The organism is Levilactobacillus spicheri DSM 15429, assembly GCF_001435095.1.
GTDB lineage: Bacteria > Bacillota > Bacilli > Lactobacillales > Lactobacillaceae > Levilactobacillus > Levilactobacillus spicheri.
This window is the reverse complement of record NZ_AZFC01000015.1, coordinates 40,062-61,848: the sequence shown is the minus strand read 5'-3', so window position 1 is coordinate 61,848 and position 21,787 is coordinate 40,062. Positions and strand designations below refer to the sequence as shown.

Sequence of the window (21,787 nt, the reverse complement as noted above, 5' to 3'; positions counted from 1 at the left end):
TAATCCCCTTATTTCGTTAATTAGTTATCCGGACAAACCACTTATTGTCCGTCCGGCGTGTAGGCCACCGACGAAAATTTGTTGAAGGATTTGACGAACAGTAACTTGACCGTGCCCCGCGGACCCGACCGGTTCTTTTCGATAATGACTTCAACTTCACCGACGTCCTGGTCGCCCTCTTCGCGGGGATCGCTGTCGTTGTCGGCGTCGTCGCCCTCCCGTTCATAGTAGTCGTCCCGGTACAGGAACGACACGATGTCGGCATCTTGTTCGATCGAGCCGGATTCCCGGATATCGGACAGCACCGGCCGCTTGTCCTGGCGTTGTTCCACGCCCCGGGACAGTTGGGACAGCGCGATGACTGGCACGTGGAGCTCCTTGGCCAGCTTCTTCAGTTGCCGCGAAATGTCGGAAACTTCTTGTTGCCGGCTTTCGTGGTTGGTCCCTTCGATCAGTTGCAGGTAATCGATCACGATCAGCCCCAGGTTCTGCTTTTCCTTGGCCAACCGCCGACACTTCGCCCGGATCTCGGTGATCTTGTTCCCGGCGGTGTCGTCGATGTAGATGCTGGCCTTGGCCAGGCTGCCCATGGCGACGATCAGGTTCTGCCACTCGTCTTCGGACAGTTGCCCGGTCCGCAGGTGGTTGGCATCGATCGAGCCTTCCGCACACAGCATCCGGTTGACCAACGACTCGGCACTCATTTCCAGACTGAAGATGGCCACGGTCTTGTCGGTCTTCGTCCCCACGTTCTGTGCGATGTTCAGCGCGAAGGCGGTCTTCCCGACGGCCGGCCGCGCGGCCAGAATCATCAATTCGTCGTCGTGCAGGCCGGTGGTCATCTTGTCGAGCTCGGCGTACCCGGTCGATAGCCCGGTAATCGCGTCGCCCTTCTCGGCCAATTCGTTGATGTCTTCGAAGGTCTGGTTCAGCACGTCCCGAATCGTCTTGAAACCGGACTGGCTCCGCATTTCCGCCACGTTCATGATGTCGCGTTCGGCGTTGTCCAGTAGCTCGTTGACGTCGGTCCCGTCTTCCTGATACCCCTGGGTCACGATGTTGGTGGCCGTCTGGATCAGGCGGCGCAGGACCGCTTTATTTTGCACGATTTTCGCGTAGTAGGTGGCGTTGGCGGCCGTTGGCACGGAACTGGCCAGCTCCGCGATGTAGGACACGCCGCCCACGTCATCCAATTCATTCTTCGCCGTTAACCGGTCCGAGATGGTCACCGCATCGATGGCTTCATCCCGGTCGTTGAGGTCGATCATGGCTTGAAAAATGATCTGATGCTCCCGGCGATAAAAATCCTCCGGGGTTAAATATTCCAACGCATCCACCAACGCGTCGGTGCTCAAAAAGATCGCCCCGAGGACGGCCTTTTCGGCAGCGAGGTTCTGTGGTGGTGTGTGGTCTGTTAGTGCACTATTGTCCATTCTTAATCCTCACTAACTCCTTAAAACTTGGCGAATACCTCTGCGTGGTGCTGGAGACACCCCGCACTTGATAAAGAAATCTTGATGAGACTTGTCCCCGGTTTTTTCACCAGAAAGTCTCGCGATCATTTAACACTCGCGTTCAACATTCATCGCTGAACGATGGCTAATTACCAGAAATCAATCTTACCACATGCACGAACGGACCGCTCGTTTTAGTAATTAGTTTTTTGGCCCCAATCGATGCAAATACGTTGGCACCAAAATGTCATCGACTAATAATCGTAACTCCGCAGAGCCAATCGACTCTTTCGCTAGCATGCGGTACCGTAACCACTCAAATGGCAATAACTTCAGTTTTTCCGGCAGGTCCGTCCCCGTGAGTTCCCCCCGCGTCACGGCCCGTTCTAAAACCCGGTCAATAGCGTTTAAATCAATCTTTCGAACCTTGGCCAGCATCTGCTTCAGCTGCGCACTATCATCGTGACTAACGCCTTCGAACCACGATTCCATGAAGGTCTTGCCGAAGGCGTCCATACTGGCTGTAAATCGCTGGGTGACCAGTAATAAGTCGGCCGCCAGGCTCTCACCCGTGAGAACGACTTGGTCCAGCTGACCATGATTATCCGCCTTGATTTTGTCCTGAATCGCTAATAGCGCCAACGAAAACGGCGTCTCCCAGTGACGATAAATGACAGGCTTACTGGTCTGGGCCTTGGCCGCCACCTTCGCAAACGTTAATTGGCTGAGGCCTTCCGTATTCAAAATTTCTCGGGTCGCTTGGTATACGGCCTGCTCTAAATCAGCTCCACGTCGGCGCGTCTGCGTCATGGCTTGCTTCCTCCTTTTAAGAAACTTTTGGTTTCTTATTGACTTCTAGATTCTACAGTGTATTATACCAGTTGCGTCACTAAGATACTTTTAGTTTCTTATTTGGAGGCCTACTATGCAAAAACAAGCAAAAATTTCCCATTCTGTTGTAATTGTTGCCTTAGTCATCGTCTTCGGGGCGATGGCCCCGCTCTTAGATTCCACCATGATGAACATCGCCATTAATAATCTCGTTACTAGCCTTCACAGCACCGTCACGACCGTGCAGTGGACCATTACCTGTTACTTGTTAGCGACCGGCGTGGCCGTTCCCTTTTCCAGTTGGTTTTTGAATAAGTTCGATGGTCGCAACGTTTTCCTGGCTGGTGAGATTCTATTCGGTGTCGGCTCCATTCTGTCCGCCGTGTCACCCAACATTCAGCTGTTGATTGCCGCGCGACTGGTTCAAGGGTTCGCCGGTGGCATGATTATGCCGCTACTGACGACCTTACTGGTCCAAACTGCCGGCCCAGCCGTCATGGGCCAAATGATGGCGACCGTCGGCTTACCCATGATTCTAGGACCCCTTTTCGGCCCCATTATCGGTGGTGTCATCATTAAATTTCTTTCTTGGCGCTGGATTTTCTGGGTTAACGTCCCCGTTGTGCTTATCTCTATCATCCTGATTATTTGGCAAATGCCGCACTATCCCGCCCAAGACCGTACCGCTAAACTAGATTTTGTGGGGATTACTCTGCTGATTGTCACATCGAGTAGCCTCATTTACGGATTGGTAGCTGCCGCACACCGCGCTAATTTTACCAACTCAACCACGCTCGCTTACGGGACAATCGGTCTGGTTGCTCTGTTGGGTTATCTGGGTTGGGCAGCCTGGCGTCGAGAATATGCCGTCTTACCACTAAATCTATTTAAATTTCGATCCTTTAACGGCGCAGGCCTCGGTTTATTTATCGCCGGTACGGTCTTAAACGGCGCGATGTTACTCCTCCCGTTATATTTTCAAAACGTCCAGCACGCTAGCGTCATCGTCGCCGCCTTAGCCCTCTTACCCCAAGGCCTCGGTATGCTGGTATCACGAGGTATCGCGGGACGGCTGACCGACAGCTTGGGAGCTCGCTACGTGGTATTGGCCAGTGCCCTCATTGCTTTTAGCGGCACCTTACCCTTCTACTGGTTTGATCAGCACACCAATTATTGGTTAATCGCAATCGTCTTATTCGTACGGGGAATCGGTGCTGGCGGCATCCTGATGCCGCTAATGGCCGACGCATTTACCGGCATGCAAGCTAGCCAGATTTCGGCCGCCACGATTGGCTCGCGCATCATTCAAAACGTGGGGAGTGCCTTCGGGTCAGCCCTCGTGACTACGGTTGTCATGGCCTATTCCAACGCCCAGGTCGCCACCTTTGAACGGAAATTGAAGACCGGCGCCTTCCACGTCAATTCGGCACACCTGAATGCTTTCGCGACCGCCCACCTCACAGCTATCCGCACGGCCGCCTTTCAAAACGGCTTTTTACTAGTGGCCTTGGCCGCCCTAGCTATTTGCCTGCCTACTCTGTTACTCACCAATAAACATCACAAGGCTTAATCCATCAAGCCTCAAGAACGCCCGGGTAATTGCTCGGGCGTTCTTGAGGTTTATGAGATTTTTGCTTTTTCATCACTTACAGCACCAACGTCCGGGCCCCATAACGACGCCTATCAAAAAAACGCCGCCCCCACGGACGACGTTTGCTGGTAACTTGATGCGCTTATTTTTCGGCCACGTGAACCCGAATCTTGGCCGTGACGTCGGCGTGAAGCTTGACCGGCACGTTGGTGAAGCCCAGGGACCGAATCGGTTCTGGGAGGTCAACCTTGTGCTTGTCGAGCTTCAGATCGAATTGCTTGGCCAACGCCTGCACGATCTGCTTGCTAGGAATCGAGCCGAACAAGCGGCCATCGGAGCCCGCCTTGGCCGCGAGTTCCACGACCGTCTTCTTGTCTTCCAGACGGTCCTTCAAGGCCTTGGCGGCTGCCAATTCCTCGGCGTCCCGCTTGGCTTCGGCCTTGCGTTCGGCGTTGAGTTGACTCATCGCTGCCTGGTTCGCGGCCTTGGCTAAGCCCCGCTTGATCAGGTAGTTTTGCGCGTACCCGTCTGGCACGTTCTTGATTTCGCCGCGCTTACCCTTGCCACGAACATCTTTGATAAAGATCACTTTCACGTCGTTCACTCCTCAGTTGTTTCATTATTAATTTAATCGTACGTCAAAACGCCCCATGACGCAATTAACTTTCTAGCGGCCATCCCGCAAAACGTGCGCGACCACCACCCGGCGCTTATTCGGTGACGGGGTCCTGCTTGTGGTTCAGGATATCCAGCAGTTGCTGCTTGACCTCGGCCACCGTCTTGTCGCTGATCTGGGTCGCCGCGTTGGAGAGGTGGCCCCCACCGCCCATGGCTTCCATGGTCAGTTGGACGTTGATCCGCCCCAACGACCGGGCGGAGATGCCGACCCGGCCGTCCGCCCGGCGCGTGATGACGAACGACGCGTCGACGCCGGACATGTTCAGCAAGTCGTCGGCCGCCTGGGCCGCGGTGACGGGATCGTAGGTCTGGTCATCCTCACCGGCGACCAGCGCGATGTCCTCGTTGACGAACTCGACCAGTTCAATCAGATGATTGCGTTGCAGGTAACTGTCGACGTTTTCCTTCATGTACTGCTGCATCTTGATGGCGTCCGCCCCGGCCGACCGCAGGTAACTCGCGGCGTCAAAGGTCCGGGTCCCGGTCCGTAACGAGAAGTGCTTGGTGTCAACGAAGATCCCCGTCAGCATGGCTGTCGCCTCGACCTTATTGATCGGTTCGCTCTCCTGGGACTGGTACTCGAACATTTCGGTGATCAGTTCACAGGTCGAGCTGGCGTACGGTTCGATGTAGACCAGTAATGGGTTCTCGGGGAACTCCTCGCCCCGCCGGTGATGGTCGATGATCATGACCCGGTTCTCCAGGCGGTGGTACAGGTCCGACGAGATGCTGATCGACGCCTTGGAGTGGTCGACCATCAGCAGCATGCTTTGGTCGGTGGCCAGCTCCAGCGCCCGTTTCGGGGAAATGATGGCGTCCACGATATCCGGATAATCCTGCAGGTCATCCAGCAAGCGCTGCACGTCGGAATGGACCGTCTCCTGGTCCAACACGATCCAGCAGGTCTTGTGGTTCATCTTGGCGATCCGGCGAATCCCCAGGCAGGCCCCCAGCGAATCCATGTCCGGCTGGGTGTGGCCCTGAACGAAGATCTGGTCGGACTCGTTCATCAGTTCCTGTAAGGCCTGTGAAATCATCCGCGCCCGGACCCGCGTCCGTTTCTCCATCGGGTTGGTCTTCCCACCGTAGTAGCGGGCCTCTTGGTCGGCCGCCTTGACCACGACCTGGTCGCCCCCCCGACCTAACGCGAGGTCGAGGTTGCTTTGAGCCTGGTCCGCCAACTTGTTTAAGTTCGGGTCGCCGTACGCGATCCCGATACTCAGGGTCAACGGGAAGTTTTGCTTCGAGGTGGTCTCCCGGATGGTGTCCAGAATCTTGAATTTATCGGCTTCGATGGCCGCCAACGACTTGGCGTAGGCCAGGATGAAGTAGTGGTCATCGTCCAGCTGCTTCAGGTACATGTCGAACTGTTGGACCCACGAGGAAAGCTCGTTGGTCACGTAATTCCGCAGGTTCGAGATGTCTTGGTCGGTCATGGACTGGGTGATCTCATCGTAGTTATCCAGGAAAATCTGGCCGATGGCGATTTTTTCGTTATCGTACTGTTCCTGAATCAGCTGGTAATGGGTCACGTCGTAGAGGTACACCGCGTGAAAGTCCGGCTGGACGTACAGGGTGAACCGGTAGTCGCGCCACTTGACCGTAGTCAACGTCTTGGGCGCCGTGGCCGTCACCAACTGGGACAGCTCGGGATCCACGTCCGCCAGGGGCCGGCCGAGGATGTTTTGGTCCTCGAAGTAGTGTTGCAGGTAGGGATTTAACCATTCGACCTGGTCACTATCGCCTAAGATCATGACACCGGGCGGCATCCGGATCAGGGCTTCCTGGCCCCCCTGCTGAATCCGAAACGATAAATCGGAAATGTATTGTGTGGTGTCGGCACCGATCTCAGCCATGGTGTTGAACACGCCGAGAGTGGCGAGGCCGACTAAGACTAAAACAACGATACCAAAGATCCAATTAAGTAAGAACGACAGGACTATCCCGAGAATGGCCAAGCCAGCCGTCATAAGCGCGATTCCCCGGAGGCGTCGGTTCTGTAAGAACTCGGACACCGCGAATCGCGAAAATAGTTTGTTCATTACTTTCTCCTCATCTGATTCGTGCAAAAAGTCTGTTGGCGTGGTGCTCAACCGGTGCCATACCGGTCGGTTCCAACCGCTTCCAATAATACTCCTATTTTATCACAGTCCGGGGTAATCACAAAATCTCCTTCTCAACGAAAGCCCGGTCTGACGGGCCTGCGCTGGATTTTGGACGCCCTTAACTCCGGGCTTGACCTTGACGCAACGACAAGCCGTATAGTAGGTTACAAGCAATCAGGAAGGAGACGTACCATGACCACCTATGCCATTCAAGCACTGGCCCAGCTCGCCGGGCTCAGTACCCGCACGCTGCGATACTACGACCAGATCGGCCTCTTGGTCGCACACCGCAATCCACTGAACGGGTACCGCGAATACGACGCCCAAGCGGTCGACCGCCTACAGCGGATCCGCTACTGGCAGGCCTTCGGGTTCACCCTCAGCGAGATCCGGGCGCTGCTGGCCCAGACGCCCGCGCAACAGGACGCGGCCCTGCGCCATCAGCGCGACCAGCTGCGGCAGGAACAGGAACGGCTGACCCGGTTGCTCACCAGTCTGGACCGCACCCTCGCGGCCCATCAAGGAGGAGATTCCATGACCGATACCGAAAAATTCGCCGCTTTTAAGCAGGACCAGGTGGCCGCCAACGACCGCCAATACGGTGCCGAGGCCCGGCAGCGCTACGGCAACGCCGCCGTCACCAGTAGTCAACAGAAATTCGCTCAGCTCAGCGCGGCCGACTACCAGGCCATGCAGGCCGTCGAAGCCGACCTGCTGACCCAACTGACCCAGGTCACCCAGACCCAGGACCTGACCTCGCCCGCCGCCAAACGGGTCTTCCAGCTCCATCGACAGTGGCTGTGTTTCACGTGGAACAATTACACGCCGGCCCAACACAGGGGATTGGCCCAGCTCTACCTGGCGGACGACCGTTTCCAGGACTATTACCGCCAAAAGACCGGCCAGGAAGCCGCCGGCCGGACGTTGGCCGCCATCATCGACCAGTTCATCCCCGCTTAAGGCGGGACCAAAAGCGTCTAGGACCCTCGTCCTAGACGTTTTTCGTGAGCTCATTCAGTTCTAAAGTAGGCGTTGCTTGGCCGTTTTAGCCCTCATACTGGGCCATGAAGGCCTGTAAGACCTCCGGCGTATTCGCCGTGACCCCGGGGGCTAACCGGGCGCCGGCGTGCTGGACCAGCCGCTGGAGCGTCGCCTGGCTTTCGGCGATGGTGCTGCTGACGCTGGTCAGGAAGGGCACGATGGTCTTACCCCGGAGGTCGGTCGTCCGCAGGAACTGGTCGATCACCAGCGGCGGCTGGGCCCACCAGCTGGGGAACCCGAGGAAGACGGTGTCCACGTCGTCCAGACTGGCCGTCAACGGCATCAGCGTAGGCAACACTTGGGCTTCCCGCTCCTGTTGGGCCACCGTGACCAGTTGCGCATAGTCTTCGGGGTAGGCCGGTTGCCGGTGGATCTCGATCAGCGGTCCCCCGACTATCCGGTGAATCTCATTCGCGGCGTGGGCCGTCGTCCCGGTTTGCGAAAAGTACACTACTGCTGCGCGTTGCATGTCACTGACCCCTCCTCAATCATCAATACATCTAGAATACACTTTTTTGGAACCGGTATGGGCCAATTTGCTTACCCAATTTCTCCGGTTTGGGTCCTCCGGTTCCCGAGACATCCGCCTTGTATCCGATTCCATAAGGCTCTAAAATGATGATATACCTACTTAATGATTCGGAAAGGAAGAATCCCTATGTCAGACCAACCGCTTACCAGTCAACGTCACGCGACCCGGGCCTTTAGCGACCGCTCCGTGAACCACACCACCCTGCGCACCATCATCAAGGAGGCCCAGGCGGCCCCGTCGTGGGAGAACACCCAGCCGTGGAAGGCCTACCTCGCCACCGGCCAGGTCGCCAAGCATCTGCGGCAAAGCCACCTCGAGCGTAACCGCCAGGGTCAGAAGAGTTGGACCGAGGTCATGCCCCTGAAGAAGGACCAGTGGGCGGCCTTTCCCCAGGCCAACCTCGACGCTTGGCGGCAAAACATGCTGGCCTTCTACGGCGACGACGCCCCGAAGTTCGCGGCCGTGCAGCGGGACCTGTTCAACGCGCCCGTCCTGGCCTACCTGACGATGCCGAAGGACTCCTCCGCGTACTCCGCCTATGACCTGGGGGCCTTTGGCTACGGCATCCTCCTCGCGGCGCAGAACCACGGCCTGGGCGGCGTACCGGCCTACGAACTGGTCCGCTACCCCGAGGAGATTCACCAGGCCTTTGACATTCCGGACGACCAGGTGATCTTCATGGGGCTGGCGCTGGGATACCCCGCCGACAGCAAGCTCAATCAGCTGCGGACTACCCGGCGGCCGCTGGACGACATCCTCACCATCGCGGACTAACGATCCCTAAAAAGACGCGAATGCACCCTTGCGAACAACCAACCGTTGTCCGCAAGGGTGCTTTTTTACTCATTCGTCATGCTTCGCTTGGCTCCGCCGGTACAGCAGGTAGCCGTAGTACAGGCTGACCCCACCCAGTAGGCCGGCCGCCACCCAGATGGTCCGGGTCGTCCACAGCAGCTGGAGGAGCGCCGAGACCAACGCGCCGCCGGTGAAACACCCGACCAACTCGAAATAGACCCGGCTGGTCAGGAGCTGCTCGGGGTCACTGGTCAGGCTGTACGCCGCCAGCGCACTGGTCGCCTTTTTCAGGTTCCCGGTCGAGAACACATTGTTGTAGCCGTGGCCGACGATGGTCCCGAAGGTGGTGGTCTGCATCGCCATCACCAGCGCTAACGGCGGCACGACTACCAGGTTCGGCACCGCCGGGGGCAAGGCGCCGACCAGCAGGCACACCAGTAGGCCGCCCACCAGGCTCAGCAGGCGCCAATAGTGGGACCGGGGCTGGATGTGGTACTGCAGGACCCGGACCAGGGTCACGCCCAGCATGAAGCCCATGACCGTCGCCACCTTGGTCACCGCCCCGGGCAGGTTCCGCTGGGCGATGTCCACGCTCAAGAAGATCAGGTTACCGGTCTGCCCGGCCGCCAAGACGCCACCGCGTTGGACGAAGGTGTAGGCGTCGATGAACCCGCCGATGAAGGTCAGGGCGAGGCCAATCTCCCGACGTTGAAACAGGTGGGGATTCTGGATTTTCTGCATGAGGAGCCCTCCTTTAAGATGCTTTTAGCATAGGCGGGCGGGGGCCAAAACGCAAGTCGGCCCACAAAAAAAGACCCACCCCAAGAGGTCGGTCTCTTCACATTACTAGTCTTCGCTGACGAATGGCATTAAGCCCATGATCCGTGAACGCTTGATAGCAATCGTTAACTTACGTTGGTTCTTGGCACTCGTACCAGTTACCCGACGTGGTAAAATCTTACCCCGTTCGGAGATGAACCGACGTAATAAGTCAGTATCTTTGTAATCAATGTATTCGATGTGGTTGGCTGCGATGAAGTCAACCTTACGACGGCGACGGCCGCCACGACGTTGTCCTGCCATGGATAATTCCCTCCTCGTTTAGTGAGTTTTAGAACGGTAAATCATCGTCAGAAATGTCGATAGAATCGCCGGTGTTCGCAAACGGATCGTTGGTGTTGCCACCGTTGTTGCCGTTCGAGTTACCGGAATTCCCAGCCGGAGCGTTGTTGCTCGGGGCCGGATTCCCATTACCCTGTTGGGGACCATTGTTGGCACCGCTGGTGAATGGGTTGGCATTTTGACTCTGATTATTCTGAGGTGCGTTATTCGCAGGAGCGCCGTAATTGTTGCCCCCTTGGTTCGCGTTGCGTGAACGTGGTTCCAAGAAGGAAAAGTTTTCGACGACCACTTCGGTCACATAGACCCGTTGGCCCTGCTGATTTTCATAGTTTCGGGTCTGAACTCGGCCTTCAATGCCGACCAGAGAACCCTTGTGGAAAAAGTTAGCGAAATTCTCCGCGGACTTCCGCCAAATCACACAACTGATGAAATCAGCTTCCCGCTCACCTTGCTGGTTGGTGAACCGCCGATCAACGGCCAACGTAAAAGTGGCAACAGCAGCACCGCTTTGGGTGTATCGTAATTCGACATCCCGTGTCAGTCGGCCAGTAAGTACTACTCGGTTGATCATTGCTGAATAACTCCTCTCAAATTAAAAGTTAAAGTTAGAATTAGTCTTCGCGCTTAACGATCATATGACGTAAGATTTCGCCATTGATCTTGGCTAAACGGTCGAATTCGTTCAATGCTTCGTCATCGTTTGCGTTCAGCGTTACGACGTGGTAGATACCTTCGTTGTAACCACCAATTTCGTAAGCGAAACGACGCTTTGACCAGTCTTTTGAACTGATGATGTCTGCACCGTTATCCGTAACGATCTTGTCAAACCGTTCTACCAAGGCAGTCTTAGCAGCGTCGTCAAGATCTGGACGAATGATGTAGGTAATTTCGTATTTCGTAGTTTCCATGAATCGTACACCTCCTTATGGACTTCAGGCCCCCGCCAATTACGGGAGCAAGGAGAGTTGCTAGCGTTAGCCAGATACTCACAAGCTAGTAGTATAGCATAAAAATAGAATCGAGGCAAATCGGGGCCGACCGACTGGGGTGCCTGCTGTTACAAGGATAGTTCCGTAAACCGCCGCAGAAACTGTCGAAAAAGTTGAAAAAGGGTGGGGGGCTTCCTCGGGGACCAGTAAGATCGGTGGTAACGGTCGGTCGCTTGCTTCCGCTCAGCTGGGCCATGATGACCGTGGGCACGCTCTTGGCCCATCTGACACTCCAGCAATCTTGACGTTGGTGGTCATCCCGTTACCTTGGCTTAACTACCACCGTCCTCTGATCAACTGGCACGATGTATGACCGTGAATAGTTGTTTTTGAAAATGCCCGATAGTTGCTATTGGCGTCCTGCTTCGTTTGTGACGGTCATCATCTAGGTGAGCGGCACAGAGGCGACTTGCCGGCCGTGGTGAAATTGATGTAGGCTGGGGTTTTGTCCCAGCCTACATCAAGGCCGAGTTCTGGAGACCTGTGTGATTTTCACAGGGCTTCAGAATCGTGCCCACCTCGGCCGGCTTGCTCGCCGGCGTGAAGCGGCGGTCCTCATCAATCTCAAAAAAAGCGCCCCATCCATTCCGGATTAGGGCGCTTCGTATTCAATCGGTTAAACTTCGTGCGGTGTGTCGTCGTTATCTGGCGTCGCTGCGGTGTCGTCCGCGGCCGCTGGTGCGTCCGTGGCGGCATCGGCTGACTCGTCAGCACTCGGTGCGTCGTCTTCCTTGGCGACCTTGGCCATGGTGGCCACCTTGGCGTCGTCGTTCAGCCGGATCAAGTGAACCCCTAACGTGGCCCGCCCGGTCTCGGAGACGTCGGCGATGCTAAAGCGAATCATGACCCCCTTGTTGGTGATCAGCATGATGTCTTCATCGCCCGAAACGGTGGTCAAGCCCGCCAGCGGTCCGTTCTTCTCGGACACGTTCACGGTCTTGATCCCCTTACCACCACGCCCCTTGATTGGGTACTCGCTGGCCGGCGTTTGCTTCCCATAACCCTTTTCGGAAATGACAAACACCTTGCTGTCCGGCTTCAAGACACTGGCGCCGATGACGTAATCGTGGTCGCGCAGGCGAATCCCGCGGACCCCGGTTGCCGAACGACCCATCGACCGCACGTCGGCCGCCGCGAAGCTCACGGCATAGCCCAGGTGCGTCCCGATGATCACGTTGGCGTCTTCCTTGATGATTGCCACGTTCATCAGCTCATCGCCATCCTTCAGGTTCAGGGCCTTGAGCCCGTTGCTGCGGATGTTGGCGAATTCGTCGACGGGGGTCCGCTTGACCGTCCCCTGTACCGTGGTGAAGAACAGGTCGTCTTCGGTGTTCTCGCCCGGGTTGGCCACGTTGATGACCGCCTGGACGTGTTCGTCGGTGTTGATGCCCAGCAGGTTGATGACCGGAATCCCCTTGGCCGAGCGCCCGTATTCTGGGATCTCGTAGCCCTTCATCCGGTAGACCTTCCCGGTGTTGGTGAAGAACAGCAGCATGTCGTGCGTGGAGGTAGCAACTAGGTGTTCGATAAAGTCGTCCTCGTGCACGCCCATGCCCTGGATGCCCTTGCCACCCCGGTTTTGGGCCTTAAATTCGGTGGTTGGCAGCCGCTTGATGTACCCGTTGTGGGTCAGCGACACGACCACGTCCTCTTCGGCGATCAGGTCTTCGTCTTCCAAGCTCAGAACTTCGCCGACCATCAATTCGGTCCGGCGCTTGTCGCCAAACTTGTTTTGAATCTCCAAGAGTTCTTCGTAGATAATGCCCTGTTGGCGTTCCTTCGAGGCCAGGATCTCCTGGTAGTCCTTGATGGCCGCTTGCAGGTCCTTGTATTCCTTCTCGACCTTTTCCCGTTCCAGACCGGTCAACCGAACCAACCGCATGTCCAAGATGGCTTGCGATTGCTTGTCGGACAGGCTGAAGCGCGTCATCAACTCGTTCTTCGCCAGATCAGCGGTCTGCGACTGCCGAATGATGGTGATGATCTCGTCGATGTGGTCCAGCGCGATCCGCAACCCCTCGAGGATGTGGGCCCGCGCCTGGGCCTTCTTCAGGTCAAAGGCGGTCCGCCGCCGAATGACTTCCAGCTGGAAGTCCAGGTAGTACTGCAAAATGGCCTTTAAGCCCAGCACTTTCGGCGCGCCGTCCACGATGGCCAGCATGTTGATCCCGAACGAGGTCTGCATCAAGGTCATCTTGTACAGGTTGTTCAAGATGACCTCGGCGCTGGCGTCCCGCCGGACATCGACCACGATCCGCATCCCCGTCCGGTCGGACTCATCGTTGACATCGGTGATGCCCTCGATGCGCTTGTCCCGGGCCAGTTCAGCGATCCGTTCGATCAGCTTGGCCTTGTTGACCATGTACGGAATTTCCGTGGCCACGATCCGTTGCTTGCCGTTCTTTTCTTCTTCGATATCAACCTTGGCCCGCAGGGTAATGGTCCCCTTCCCGGTCTCGTAAGCCCGGCGAATGGCGGCCTTGCCCATCACGATCCCCCCGGTTGGGAAATCGGGACCCGGTAAGGCTTCCATTAAGTCAGCCAGCGTGGCATCGGGGTTCTTCATCAGAATGTGCAGCGCACTGATGACTTCCGTCAGGTTATGCGGCGGAATGTTGGTCGCCATCCCGACGGCGATCCCGGAGGCCCCGTTGACCAAAAGGTTCGGGAACCGTGACGGGAGCACGACGGGTTCGCGCTCACTGCCATCGTAGTTGTCTTGATAATCGATCGTATCTTTGTTGATGTCGCGCAGCATTTCCAGCGCAATCTTGCTCAACCGGGCTTCGGTATACCGCATAGCGGCGGCCCCGTCACCATCGACGGACCCGAAGTTCCCGTGCCCATCGACCAACATGTAGCGGTACGAGAAGTCCTGGGCCATCCGGACCATGGACTCGTAGACCGCCGTGTCACCGTGGGGGTGATACTTTCCGAGGACGTCCCCGACCACCCGGGCTGATTTCCGGAATGGCTTATCGGGGGTAATCCCCAGTTCGTGCATATCGTACAGGATCCGCCGGTGGACTGGCTTCAATCCATCCCGGACATCTGGTAACGCCCGTTGCACAATCACGCTCATCGCGTAGTCCAAGAAGGACGTCCGCATGGTCTGTGACAGGTCAACGTCGGTGATCCGTTTATTCTCAAAATCTTGATCAGCCAAAATTTACCCTCCGTTCCTACTTCCGCAAGCCACGCCCCGTTTTTTGTCAGCGGGGTCTTTCAAGTCTCCGGAACCGTCCTAGACGTCCAGATCGGCGAAGGTGGCGTTCTCTTCGATAAATTCACGCCGGGGAGCAACCTTGTCCCCCATCAGCATGCTAAAGACTTGGTCGGCGTTGATGGCGTCATCCGCATCAACCCGCAAGAGCCGCCGGTTGTCTGGGTTCATCGTGGTGTCCCAGAGTTGTTCGGCGTCCATTTCCCCAAGCCCCTTGTACCGTTGAATCTGTGGCTTTGGTGATGGGGATAATTGACCCAAGACTTCCTTCAGTTCGTCCTCGGAATCGATGTAGCGTTGGTACTTTCCTTGGCGAATCCGGTACAGTGGCGGCTGGGCGATGTAGACGAAGCCGGCATCCAGCAGCGGCCGCATGTAGCGGTAGATCAGCGTCAGCAGCAGGGTCCGGATGTGGGCCCCGTCGACATCGGCATCGGTCATAATGATTAATTTGTGATAGTTGGCTTTAGCGACGTCAAAGTCGTCCCCAAACCCGGTCCCCATGGCCGTGAACAGCGAGCGGATTTCTTCGTTCGCCAAGATCCGGTCCATCGAGGCCTTTTCCACGTTCAGGATCTTCCCCCGAATCGGCAGGATGGCCTGCGTCAGCCGCGAACGACCTTGCTTGGCCGACCCACCGGCGGAGTCCCCTTCGACGATGAACAGTTCGGAGATGTTCGGGTCCTTGGAGGTGTTGTCCGCCAGCTTCCCGGGCAGGTTGCTGATTTCCAGCCCGCTCTTCTTCCGGGTAACTTCCCGGGCCCGCTTAGCGGCGACCCGGGCCTTCGAGGCCAGACTCCCCTTGTCCACGATCTTGCGGGCCACGTCTGGGTGCTCCATCAAGAAGCGCATGAAGTGGTCGGCAAAGGTGTGGTCCACGGCCGTCCGCGCGTCGGAGTTCCCCAACTTGGTCTTGGTTTGCCCTTCGAATTGTGGGTCCGGGTGCTTGACGGAGACCACGGCGGTCAGGCCTTCCCGGACGTCATCCCCGGTCAGGTTCGGCTCGTTATCCTTCATCAGCTTGTTTTGCCGGGCGTAGTCGTTCACGACCCGGGTCAACGCCCGTTTGAACCCTTCTTCGTGGGTCCCACCTTCGTAGGTGTGGATGTTGTTGGTGAAGGTCAACAGATTGTTGTGGTAGTCGTCGGTATATTGCAGGGCGACTTCCACGGTGATGCCATTTTCCATCCCCTCGACGTAGATCGGTGGCTCGAACAGGGTGGTCTTGTTCTCGTTCAGGTAGTCGACGTAGTGGCGAATCCCACCTTCGTAGTGGAAGTCCTCTTCGGTCGGCTCCTCGGGCCGGTCATCGCGAATCGTGATGCGCAGACCCTTGTTCAAGAAGGCCAGCTCACGGATTCGCGTCGTCAGGGTCTTGATGTCGTACGTGGTGGTCTCCCGGAAGATGTCGGGATCCGGCAGGAAGTGGACCTTGGTGCCGTGGTCTTCTTCGGGCAGGCCGGTGGCCACGACGTGCATCGGTGTCTTAACGTGGCCGCGGGTGAAGTCCATCGCGTAGCGTTTGCCTTCCCGCGTGACTTCAACGTCCAGCTCGACGGACAGGGCGTTCACGACGGAAGCCCCGACCCCGTGGAGTCCCCCGGAGACCTTGTACCCGCCACCGCCGAATTTCCCACCGGCGTGCAGGATGGTGAAGACCGTTTCCAAAGCGGGCTTCCCGGTCTTCTTTTGCGTATCGACTGGGATTCCCCGCCCGTTATCGGTCACGGTGATGCTGTTATCCTTCTCCACCGTCACGTGGATCTCGTCGGCGAACCCGGCTAAGGCTTCATCGATCCCGTTGTCCACGATTTCCCAGACCAGGTGATGCAGGCCTTGTGAACTCGTGGTCCCGATGTACATCCCGGGACGTTTCCGAACCGCTTCCAGGCCTTCTAGGACCTGGATTTGGCTGGCGTCGTATTCACGGGCTTCTTCTTCTTTGGTTTCTTTTTCGTTTTCAGCCACTGTCTAATCCTCCTTACAGACTACTCGGTTGACGCGGAGTCAGCCGACGCATCGTCGGCCACCACGGTCCCGCCATTCACGTGAAAAATCGTCGGGTCCTTGATCAGCTGGCGGGTGATCCCGCTCAGGCTGGTGGTGGTAATAAACGTTTGGACTTTATCCTGAATCGCGGTCAGTAAGTGGGTCTGCCGCGCATCGTCCAGTTCGGACAGGACGTCATCCAGTAACAGGACCGGGTACTCCCCGGTCTCTTCTTTCATCAGGTCGATCTCGGCCAGCTTGACGCTTAAGGCCGTGGTCCGTTGCTGCCCCTGCGACCCGAACGTCTGCACGTTCTTGTCGTTGACCTGAAAATGCAGGTCGTCGCGGTGCGGACCAATCAGCGTGGTGCCCTGATACAGCTCCTTGTCGCGCTGCTTTTTATACAGGGCCGTGAGCGCCGCACAGATGGTCTTGGGGTCGCTCAGCTGGTCGGCCGCGACCTGGGTGGCGTAGTGAAACGCCAGGGTCTCGCGGTGCTGGGAGATCTCGGCGTGAATCGCCTGGGCCCAGTGCTCCAACTTCTTGAGCATCGTCAGGCGCTGGTAGATGATCTCCGCCCCGTAGGCCGCCAGCTGATCGGACAACACGCCTAAGAACAGCAGGTCGTGTTGCTTGTGGTGCTGCAGGTCCTTAAGGTACCGGTTGCGCTGCTTCAGCAGTGTCCGGTACTGACTCAGGTTGTACAGGTAGCGCGGGTTCATCTGGCCGAACTCCATGTCCATGAAGCGGCGCCGCACGGTGGGGGCACCCTTGACGATGGCCAGGTCTTCCGGCGCAAATAAAATCACGTTGAGCTGACCCACGTACTGGGATAATCGGGCCTGCTCAAGGTGATTGATTTTTGCACGTTTACCTTGTCGTGAAAAAGTCAGCTCCAACGGGGTCGTCCCGCTGGCCTTGACCACCCGACCGCGCAGTTGCGCCGTTTTGGCCTGCCAGTTGATCAAGTCGTGATCGTTCGCCGTCCGGTGGCTGCGGGTCAACGCCAACGCGTAGATGGCCTCCAGGAGGTTCGTCTTGCCCTGGGCGTTCTCGCCGAGGAGGACGTTAATCCCCCGCCCTAACTTAAGGTCGGCCGCCGAATAGTTTCGAAAATCGCGAAGCTGCAATTCTTGCAAATACATTATTCACCCTGCTTTGAGCGTATAAAAAATAATCCGGCATCGGGTACGTCAACGGAATCGCCAGGATAGAGCTTGCGGCCCCGCCGGTCGTCCGGCTCGTCATTGACCTTGACCGTGTTTTCCCGCAGGAACCACTTGGCCTGACCACCGGTACCGATGATGGATTCTTCTTTGAGCATCTGACCTAATGTGATGTAGGGCGTCTCAATGAAAACCTCTTTTTTCACAATTTCACCCCTTCGTTTTCTTTACTTATATTATACCCCTTTTATGGTAAAAGTACAGATTGACTACCCGATATTTGGCGTCTGAGGCCCCTTGCGTCCTTTTTGATGTTTTTGCCATAAATCGGGTAAATCTGCTCAGAATCAAAAATAGCGTGATTAGGGCCGTTTTTAGCCGTTTTTTGCCATTTCAACGCTTTCTTTCCACCCCACGGTCAGTTGTGAACGGCTAAACCGGTCGAACAGCCCCCGTTAATGCCCCAATTTAGGGAGTCAAAATTGCCGAAAATGGTTTTTGACAATCGCTCCCCTCCGCCGAGCAAGATGACCCGTAGTGGGCACGATTCCGAAGCCTAGAAGGGCACTAGTCTCCGGAACTCGACCTTGTTCTAAGCCGGGAAAGTCCCCCGGCTAAGAACAATTTCACTACGGGTCATCAAGTCGGCTCTGGTCCGCTAACATTGTGGAAACTGGCCACCAGAACAGAAGAAAGCAGCAACATCGTCAACTTCAGCAACACGATCGAAGCCATTAACGAGAATCTCGAGCCCATCAACGTGTCGTGATGTGATGGTCCAGCTGGGGGCGTTCCAAGCAACAATTGACGATAAAGTCCCCCCATTCTCTAGATTAATGGCGGACATAACACGTGAATTCACGTAAGGTGGTTAACCCGAAGCGACCTGTGGCGGTTGGCACGGATCCCGCTAGTCGTTGTGCCGAACGACTGGTTGCTTGAATGGATTGTCTCGTTAGGTAAGCATCCCCTTCAACGTGAGCGTAACAGAGGCGACTTGATGGCCGTGGTGAAATTGATGTTAGTCGGCGTTTTTTAGCCGGCTTACATCAAGGCCGAGCTCCGGAGACCTGCGCTTTTGGCAGGGCTTCGGAGTCGTGCCCACCACGGCCATCTTGCTCGCCGGCGTGAAGCGGCTGTCTTGATCCATCTCCATTTGCTGAACGCTTCAAAAATATGCGTAAAAAAGCGTGGCCCCCAAAGAGGGACCACGCTTCGTGAGATTGAGGATGATTCGTCGCCACTTGGACTTTGTGAAATTTCACAAAGTCCCCTAATCCGGACGAAATACCCGTTTTTAAGTCAAATTAGAACGTCCGCACCGGCGTGATCAATTGGATGAAGTTGCTGGTGTCTTCCGTTGGAACCAACGTGAACGGCCGCAATGCCGAGGTGAAGGCCACCCGGATCACGGTTTGGCCGAAGGAGCGCAGCGCGTCCTTCATGTAGTCGGGGTTGAAGGAAATCTCCAGGTCCGCTCCGTCCAAGGACTTCGGCGTCAGGGTTTCTTCGACGTTCCCGACATCCGGCGAGTTACTGAAGATGGTGACCTGGTTGTCACTCGGCTTCAGCGTCAGCTTGACCACGTTGTTCCGCGATTCATGGGACAACAGGGAGGCCCGTTCGACCGCCGCCAACAGTTCGGGTGCTTCGAATTCGACCGTGGTCGAGGCGTCCTTCGGAATCAACCGGGACGTGTCCGGGTAGTTCCCTTCCAACAACCGGGAGTAGAACGAGGTGTCACCCAATAAGAAGAGCACCTGGTTCTCGGAGAATTGCATCTTCACGTCACTATCGTCTTCGCCGATCATCCGGGACAATTCCGTCAGACTCTTTCCGGGGATGATGACGTCAAAGGCCGCGTCACTCGGCGTTGGCAGTTCGATCTGCCGTTGACTCAACCGGTGACTGTCCGTGGCGACCGCCAAGAATTGGTTATCGGCCAACACAAAGTGAACCCCGGTCAGGATCGGCCGACTCTCTTGGTTGGAAACGGCGATGACCGTTTGGCTGATCAGTTCCTTGAACACCGTGCCGGATAAGGTTACGGCGTCGCCGGCATCCACCTCGGGCAGGTGCGGATAGTTGTTCGCGTCCTGACCGTTGATGTTGAAGGCCGCGGGGCCAGATGTGATTTCGGTCTGGAAACCTTCCTTGACCGTGACCGTCATGGTCTTTTCGGGCAACTTCTTGACGATTTCACTGAAGAACCGGGCCGTTAAAACGATGGACCCGGGTTCGTCGATGGTCAGCCCAATGTCGGGATCGTCGGCGCGAATTAGAGTTTCAATGGAAATATCGGCGTTCGACCCGGTCAATAAGAGGCCGGCGTCACTGGCAACGATCTTGAGTCCCGTCAGAATGGGGATGGTGGTTTTAGATGAGATGGCCCGGGAGACGTTATTGAGTTCCTTAACGAATGCGGCCCGATTGATGGTAAATTGCATGAGTTGCAGCACTCCTTTTTTTCTGGTGACGTGGTTAACTTAATTAAAAGAAAAAACAGTAGCCGTAGTAGAGCGGTTGATTCTGTGGAAAAGGTTGCGAAACAGCCCGGGGCTTGAGTTATCCACCTGTGGATAAGTTGTGGATAACTTTAAAAAGCCGGCCGAGTTGTCCACACGCTCCGTGGTCCGCTGCCTCTATCATACACTAACGGGGCCCAAAAGAACCGGTGGGTGTCTGATTTCCCGCCGGCGTCGGTTCCGCCTGGTCTGATAAGCGTTAGGACAAAAGGTCTCAAACTTGTTTTTCGACCTTCTGGTGACGAAACGTGCGCCCAAAGGCAGCTGGTTCCGCTGAACATTGTCAGCTAACCGCCCTTTGTCCCATCTCTGATAAGGCTTAGCGTCGCAGTTCTTCCTTTAAATCGGCGATGTCTTTCTGAAGTTCGGTATCGGTCTTGAGTGACGCGGCGATCTTGTCGTAGGCGTGGATCACGGTGGTGTGGTCCTTGCCGCCGAACTCGTTACCGATGCGGGGCAACGAAGCGTCGGTCAACTCGCGGGACAGGTACATGGCGATCTGCCGCGGGATGACGATGGTCTTCTTGCGTTTCTTTCCCTTCAAGTCCTTGAGCGACACGTGGAAGTAGTCGGCCACGCGGTCCTGAATCACGGGAATCGTGATGGCGTCGCTAGCGTTCGCCAGGTTCAAGCCCTTGAGCGCTTCGGCGGCCAGGTCCGTGGTGATTGGCTGGTGCATCAGTTGATGGTAGGCCTGCACGCGGGCTAAGGCGCCCTCCAGTTCCCGGACGTTGGAGTCGATCTGCCCGGCGATGTAACTCAACGTGTCGTCGGGGATCTCGATATCGTCGGCGTCCGCTTTGTTGCGGAGAATGGCGATCCGGGTCTCCAGGTCCGGCGGCGTGATGTCCACGGACAACCCCCAGGCGAACCGCGAGACTAAGCGGTCCTGCAGCTTCGGAATCTCGTTGGGCAGCCGGTCGGACGTCAGCACGATCTGCTTGCCGTCGTCGTAGAGCGTATTAAAAGTATGGAAGAACTCCTCTTGGGTTCCTTCCTTATTAGCGAAGAATTGAATATCGTCAACCAATAGCAGATCGACGTTACGGTACTCCTGTCGGAACTCTTCCTGCGTGCGGGTCCGAATGGCGTTGATGAAGTCGTTGGTGAAAGCCTCACTGGTCACGTATTTGATCTTGGTGTCCGGGTGATCTTCTAACATCTTGTTCCCAATGGCGTGCATCAAGTGGGTCTTGCCCAGACCGACGCCCCCGTAGAAGAACAGCGGGTTGTACATGACGCCCGGTTCTTCGGAAACGACCAGCGCCGCGGCGTGCGCCATCTGATTGCCCTTGCCGATGACAAAGGTATCAAAGGTGTAGCGCGGGTTTAAGGCGGTTTCCTTCATAAAGGTCGGTGTGGTCTCGGTGGCGTCGGCCTGGTCGGCGTTGGCCCGAGAGACCTGGGGTTGCCGTTCATCTTCGAGAATCAAAACGGGTTGGATGTCCTGTTGGGTTGCTTCATAAGCGTATTCGACGAGTTGCTGGTCCAGGTGTTGGTGGGTCCAGTAATCGCGGTGCAGGGGTGACGGAAGTTCCAACGTCAACTTGTTTCCTTCTAAGGAAATGGGCTTAGCGGATTCGATCCAGGTCGCGTAAGCGGTCGAGGAACTGTTCTGCTTGAACAACTCTTCGATACTCGACCATAAAGTTGACATTTCTGGCACTGGTGTATCCCCCTATTCATTTTTTTTAAATGACCCTTTCGTCAGGTTCAAAATGCCCCCTGACGGAAAACGTAATTTCA

General features: G+C 56.4%; 18 protein-coding genes. 3 read left to right on the top strand and 15 right to left on the bottom strand.

Annotation, left to right across the window (positions count from 1 at the left end; genetic code table 11):
- Positions 1-41: 41 nt before the first annotated feature.
- Together dnaB and FD37_RS04135 are read right to left on the bottom strand one after the other, a co-directional pair.
- Positions 42-1,433: a replicative DNA helicase gene (gene dnaB, locus FD37_RS04140; protein WP_045807727.1), complete on the bottom strand. Its 1,392-nt coding sequence runs from the start codon at positions 1,431-1,433 to the stop codon at positions 42-44.
- Between the two features lie 222 nt (positions 1,434-1,655).
- Positions 1,656-2,264 (bottom strand): TetR/AcrR family transcriptional regulator, encoded by a 609-nt coding sequence (locus tag FD37_RS04135; protein ID WP_056963659.1) that lies wholly within the window; start codon positions 2,262-2,264, stop codon positions 1,656-1,658.
- Positions 2,265-2,379: 115 nt separating this feature from the next.
- Here FD37_RS04135 and FD37_RS04130 point away from each other — a divergent pair, with 115 nt between their 5' ends.
- Positions 2,380-3,855, top strand: a complete 1,476-nt coding sequence (locus FD37_RS04130; RefSeq protein ID WP_056963657.1) for an MDR family MFS transporter — start codon at positions 2,380-2,382, stop codon at positions 3,853-3,855.
- A 163-nt stretch (positions 3,856-4,018) separates the two neighbouring features.
- On the opposite strand, the gene rplI is transcribed toward FD37_RS04130, so the two are convergent.
- Together rplI and FD37_RS04120 are read right to left on the bottom strand one after the other, a co-directional pair.
- Entirely contained in the window at positions 4,019-4,471 is a 453-nt protein-coding gene (gene rplI / locus FD37_RS04125; RefSeq protein WP_045807728.1) for a 50S ribosomal protein L9, read from the bottom strand.
- Between the two features lie 115 nt (positions 4,472-4,586).
- Entirely contained in the window at positions 4,587-6,596 is a 2,010-nt protein-coding gene (locus tag FD37_RS04120) for a DHH family phosphoesterase (protein WP_082605115.1), read from the bottom strand.
- A 255-nt stretch (positions 6,597-6,851) separates the two neighbouring features.
- Here FD37_RS04120 and FD37_RS04115 point away from each other — a divergent pair, with 255 nt between their 5' ends.
- Positions 6,852-7,619: a MerR family transcriptional regulator gene (locus FD37_RS04115; RefSeq protein ID WP_056963654.1), complete on the top strand. Its 768-nt coding sequence runs from the start codon at positions 6,852-6,854 to the stop codon at positions 7,617-7,619.
- A gap of 85 nt (positions 7,620-7,704) precedes the next feature.
- Here FD37_RS04115 and FD37_RS04110 read toward each other — a convergent pair whose 3' ends face one another.
- The gene (locus tag FD37_RS04110; RefSeq protein WP_082605114.1) at positions 7,705-8,169 is read right to left on the bottom strand and encodes a flavodoxin; all 465 of its coding nucleotides are present in this window, start codon (positions 8,167-8,169) and stop codon (positions 7,705-7,707) included.
- A 189-nt stretch (positions 8,170-8,358) separates the two neighbouring features.
- On the opposite strand from FD37_RS04110, the gene FD37_RS04105 reads away from it, so the two are divergent.
- A complete protein-coding gene (locus FD37_RS04105) occupies positions 8,359-9,006 on the top strand; it encodes a nitroreductase (protein ID WP_056963650.1) in 648 nt (215 codons plus the stop codon).
- Positions 9,007-9,075: 69 nt separating this feature from the next.
- Here the strand turns inward: FD37_RS04105 and FD37_RS04100 are convergent, their stop codons facing one another.
- The 10 genes from FD37_RS04100 to dnaA all read right to left on the bottom strand — a co-directional run bounded on the left by FD37_RS04100 (position 9,076) and on the right by dnaA (position 21,707).
- Entirely contained in the window at positions 9,076-9,768 is a 693-nt protein-coding gene (locus tag FD37_RS04100) for a YoaK family protein (RefSeq protein ID WP_056963648.1), read from the bottom strand.
- 105 nt (positions 9,769-9,873) lie between these two features.
- Positions 9,874-10,110, bottom strand: coding sequence for a 30S ribosomal protein S18 (gene rpsR, locus FD37_RS04095; RefSeq protein WP_045807732.1), 237 nt, complete (start codon positions 10,108-10,110; stop codon positions 9,874-9,876).
- A gap of 28 nt (positions 10,111-10,138) precedes the next feature.
- A complete protein-coding gene (ssb, locus tag FD37_RS04090) occupies positions 10,139-10,720 on the bottom strand; it encodes a single-stranded DNA-binding protein (protein ID WP_056963645.1) in 582 nt (193 codons plus the stop codon).
- Between the two features lie 40 nt (positions 10,721-10,760).
- Complete coding sequence (gene rpsF, locus FD37_RS04085; RefSeq protein WP_045807734.1) at positions 10,761-11,057, bottom strand: 30S ribosomal protein S6; 297 nt, start codon at positions 11,055-11,057, stop codon at positions 10,761-10,763.
- Between the two features lie 697 nt (positions 11,058-11,754).
- Complete coding sequence (gene gyrA, locus FD37_RS04080) at positions 11,755-14,304, bottom strand: DNA gyrase subunit A (RefSeq protein WP_056963643.1); 2,550 nt, start codon at positions 14,302-14,304, stop codon at positions 11,755-11,757.
- A 78-nt stretch (positions 14,305-14,382) separates the two neighbouring features.
- Positions 14,383-16,329 carry a DNA topoisomerase (ATP-hydrolyzing) subunit B gene (gene gyrB / locus FD37_RS04075; RefSeq protein WP_045807736.1) on the bottom strand — a complete coding sequence of 649 codons (1,947 nt, stop codon included), beginning with the start codon at positions 16,327-16,329 and terminating at the stop codon, positions 14,383-14,385.
- A 20-nt stretch (positions 16,330-16,349) separates the two neighbouring features.
- Entirely contained in the window at positions 16,350-17,495 is a 1,146-nt protein-coding gene (gene recF / locus FD37_RS04070) for a DNA replication/repair protein RecF (protein ID WP_056963641.1), read from the bottom strand.
- Positions 17,495-17,722 carry a S4 domain-containing protein YaaA gene (gene yaaA / locus FD37_RS04065; RefSeq protein ID WP_045807738.1) on the bottom strand — a complete coding sequence of 76 codons (228 nt, stop codon included), beginning with the start codon at positions 17,720-17,722 and terminating at the stop codon, positions 17,495-17,497. Before yaaA ends, recF begins: the two co-directional genes overlap by 1 nt.
- A 1,101-nt stretch (positions 17,723-18,823) precedes the next feature.
- Entirely contained in the window at positions 18,824-19,963 is a 1,140-nt protein-coding gene (dnaN, locus tag FD37_RS04060; protein WP_056963639.1) for a DNA polymerase III subunit beta, read from the bottom strand.
- A gap of 397 nt (positions 19,964-20,360) precedes the next feature.
- Positions 20,361-21,707, bottom strand: a complete 1,347-nt coding sequence (gene dnaA / locus FD37_RS04055; protein WP_045807740.1) for a chromosomal replication initiator protein DnaA — start codon at positions 21,705-21,707, stop codon at positions 20,361-20,363.
- Positions 21,708-21,787: the final 80 nt, after the last annotated feature.

Coding starts and splice junctions, on each gene's coding strand:
- dnaB (WP_045807727.1), bottom strand. CDS start 1,433: ATGGACAATAGTGCACTAACAGACCACACACCACCACAGAACCTCGCT.
- rpsF (WP_045807734.1), bottom strand. CDS start 11,057: ATGGAAACTACGAAATACGAAATTACCTACATCATTCGTCCAGATCTT.
- FD37_RS04105 (WP_056963650.1), top strand. CDS start 8,359: ATGTCAGACCAACCGCTTACCAGTCAACGTCACGCGACCCGGGCCTTT.
- FD37_RS04110 (WP_082605114.1), bottom strand. CDS start 8,169: ATGCAACGCGCAGCAGTAGTGTACTTTTCGCAAACCGGGACGACGGCC.
- FD37_RS04130 (WP_056963657.1), top strand. CDS start 2,380: ATGCAAAAACAAGCAAAAATTTCCCATTCTGTTGTAATTGTTGCCTTA.
- FD37_RS04100 (WP_056963648.1), bottom strand. CDS start 9,768: ATGCAGAAAATCCAGAATCCCCACCTGTTTCAACGTCGGGAGATTGGC.
- ssb (WP_056963645.1), bottom strand. CDS start 10,720: ATGATCAACCGAGTAGTACTTACTGGCCGACTGACACGGGATGTCGAA.
- FD37_RS04120 (WP_082605115.1), bottom strand. CDS start 6,596: ATGAACAAACTATTTTCGCGATTCGCGGTGTCCGAGTTCTTACAGAAC.
- FD37_RS04115 (WP_056963654.1), top strand. CDS start 6,852: ATGACCACCTATGCCATTCAAGCACTGGCCCAGCTCGCCGGGCTCAGT.
- FD37_RS04135 (WP_056963659.1), bottom strand. CDS start 2,264: ATGACGCAGACGCGCCGACGTGGAGCTGATTTAGAGCAGGCCGTATAC.
- rpsR (WP_045807732.1), bottom strand. CDS start 10,110: ATGGCAGGACAACGTCGTGGCGGCCGTCGCCGTCGTAAGGTTGACTTC.
- recF (WP_056963641.1), bottom strand. CDS start 17,495: ATGTATTTGCAAGAATTGCAGCTTCGCGATTTTCGAAACTATTCGGCG.
- dnaN (WP_056963639.1), bottom strand. CDS start 19,963: ATGCAATTTACCATCAATCGGGCCGCATTCGTTAAGGAACTCAATAAC.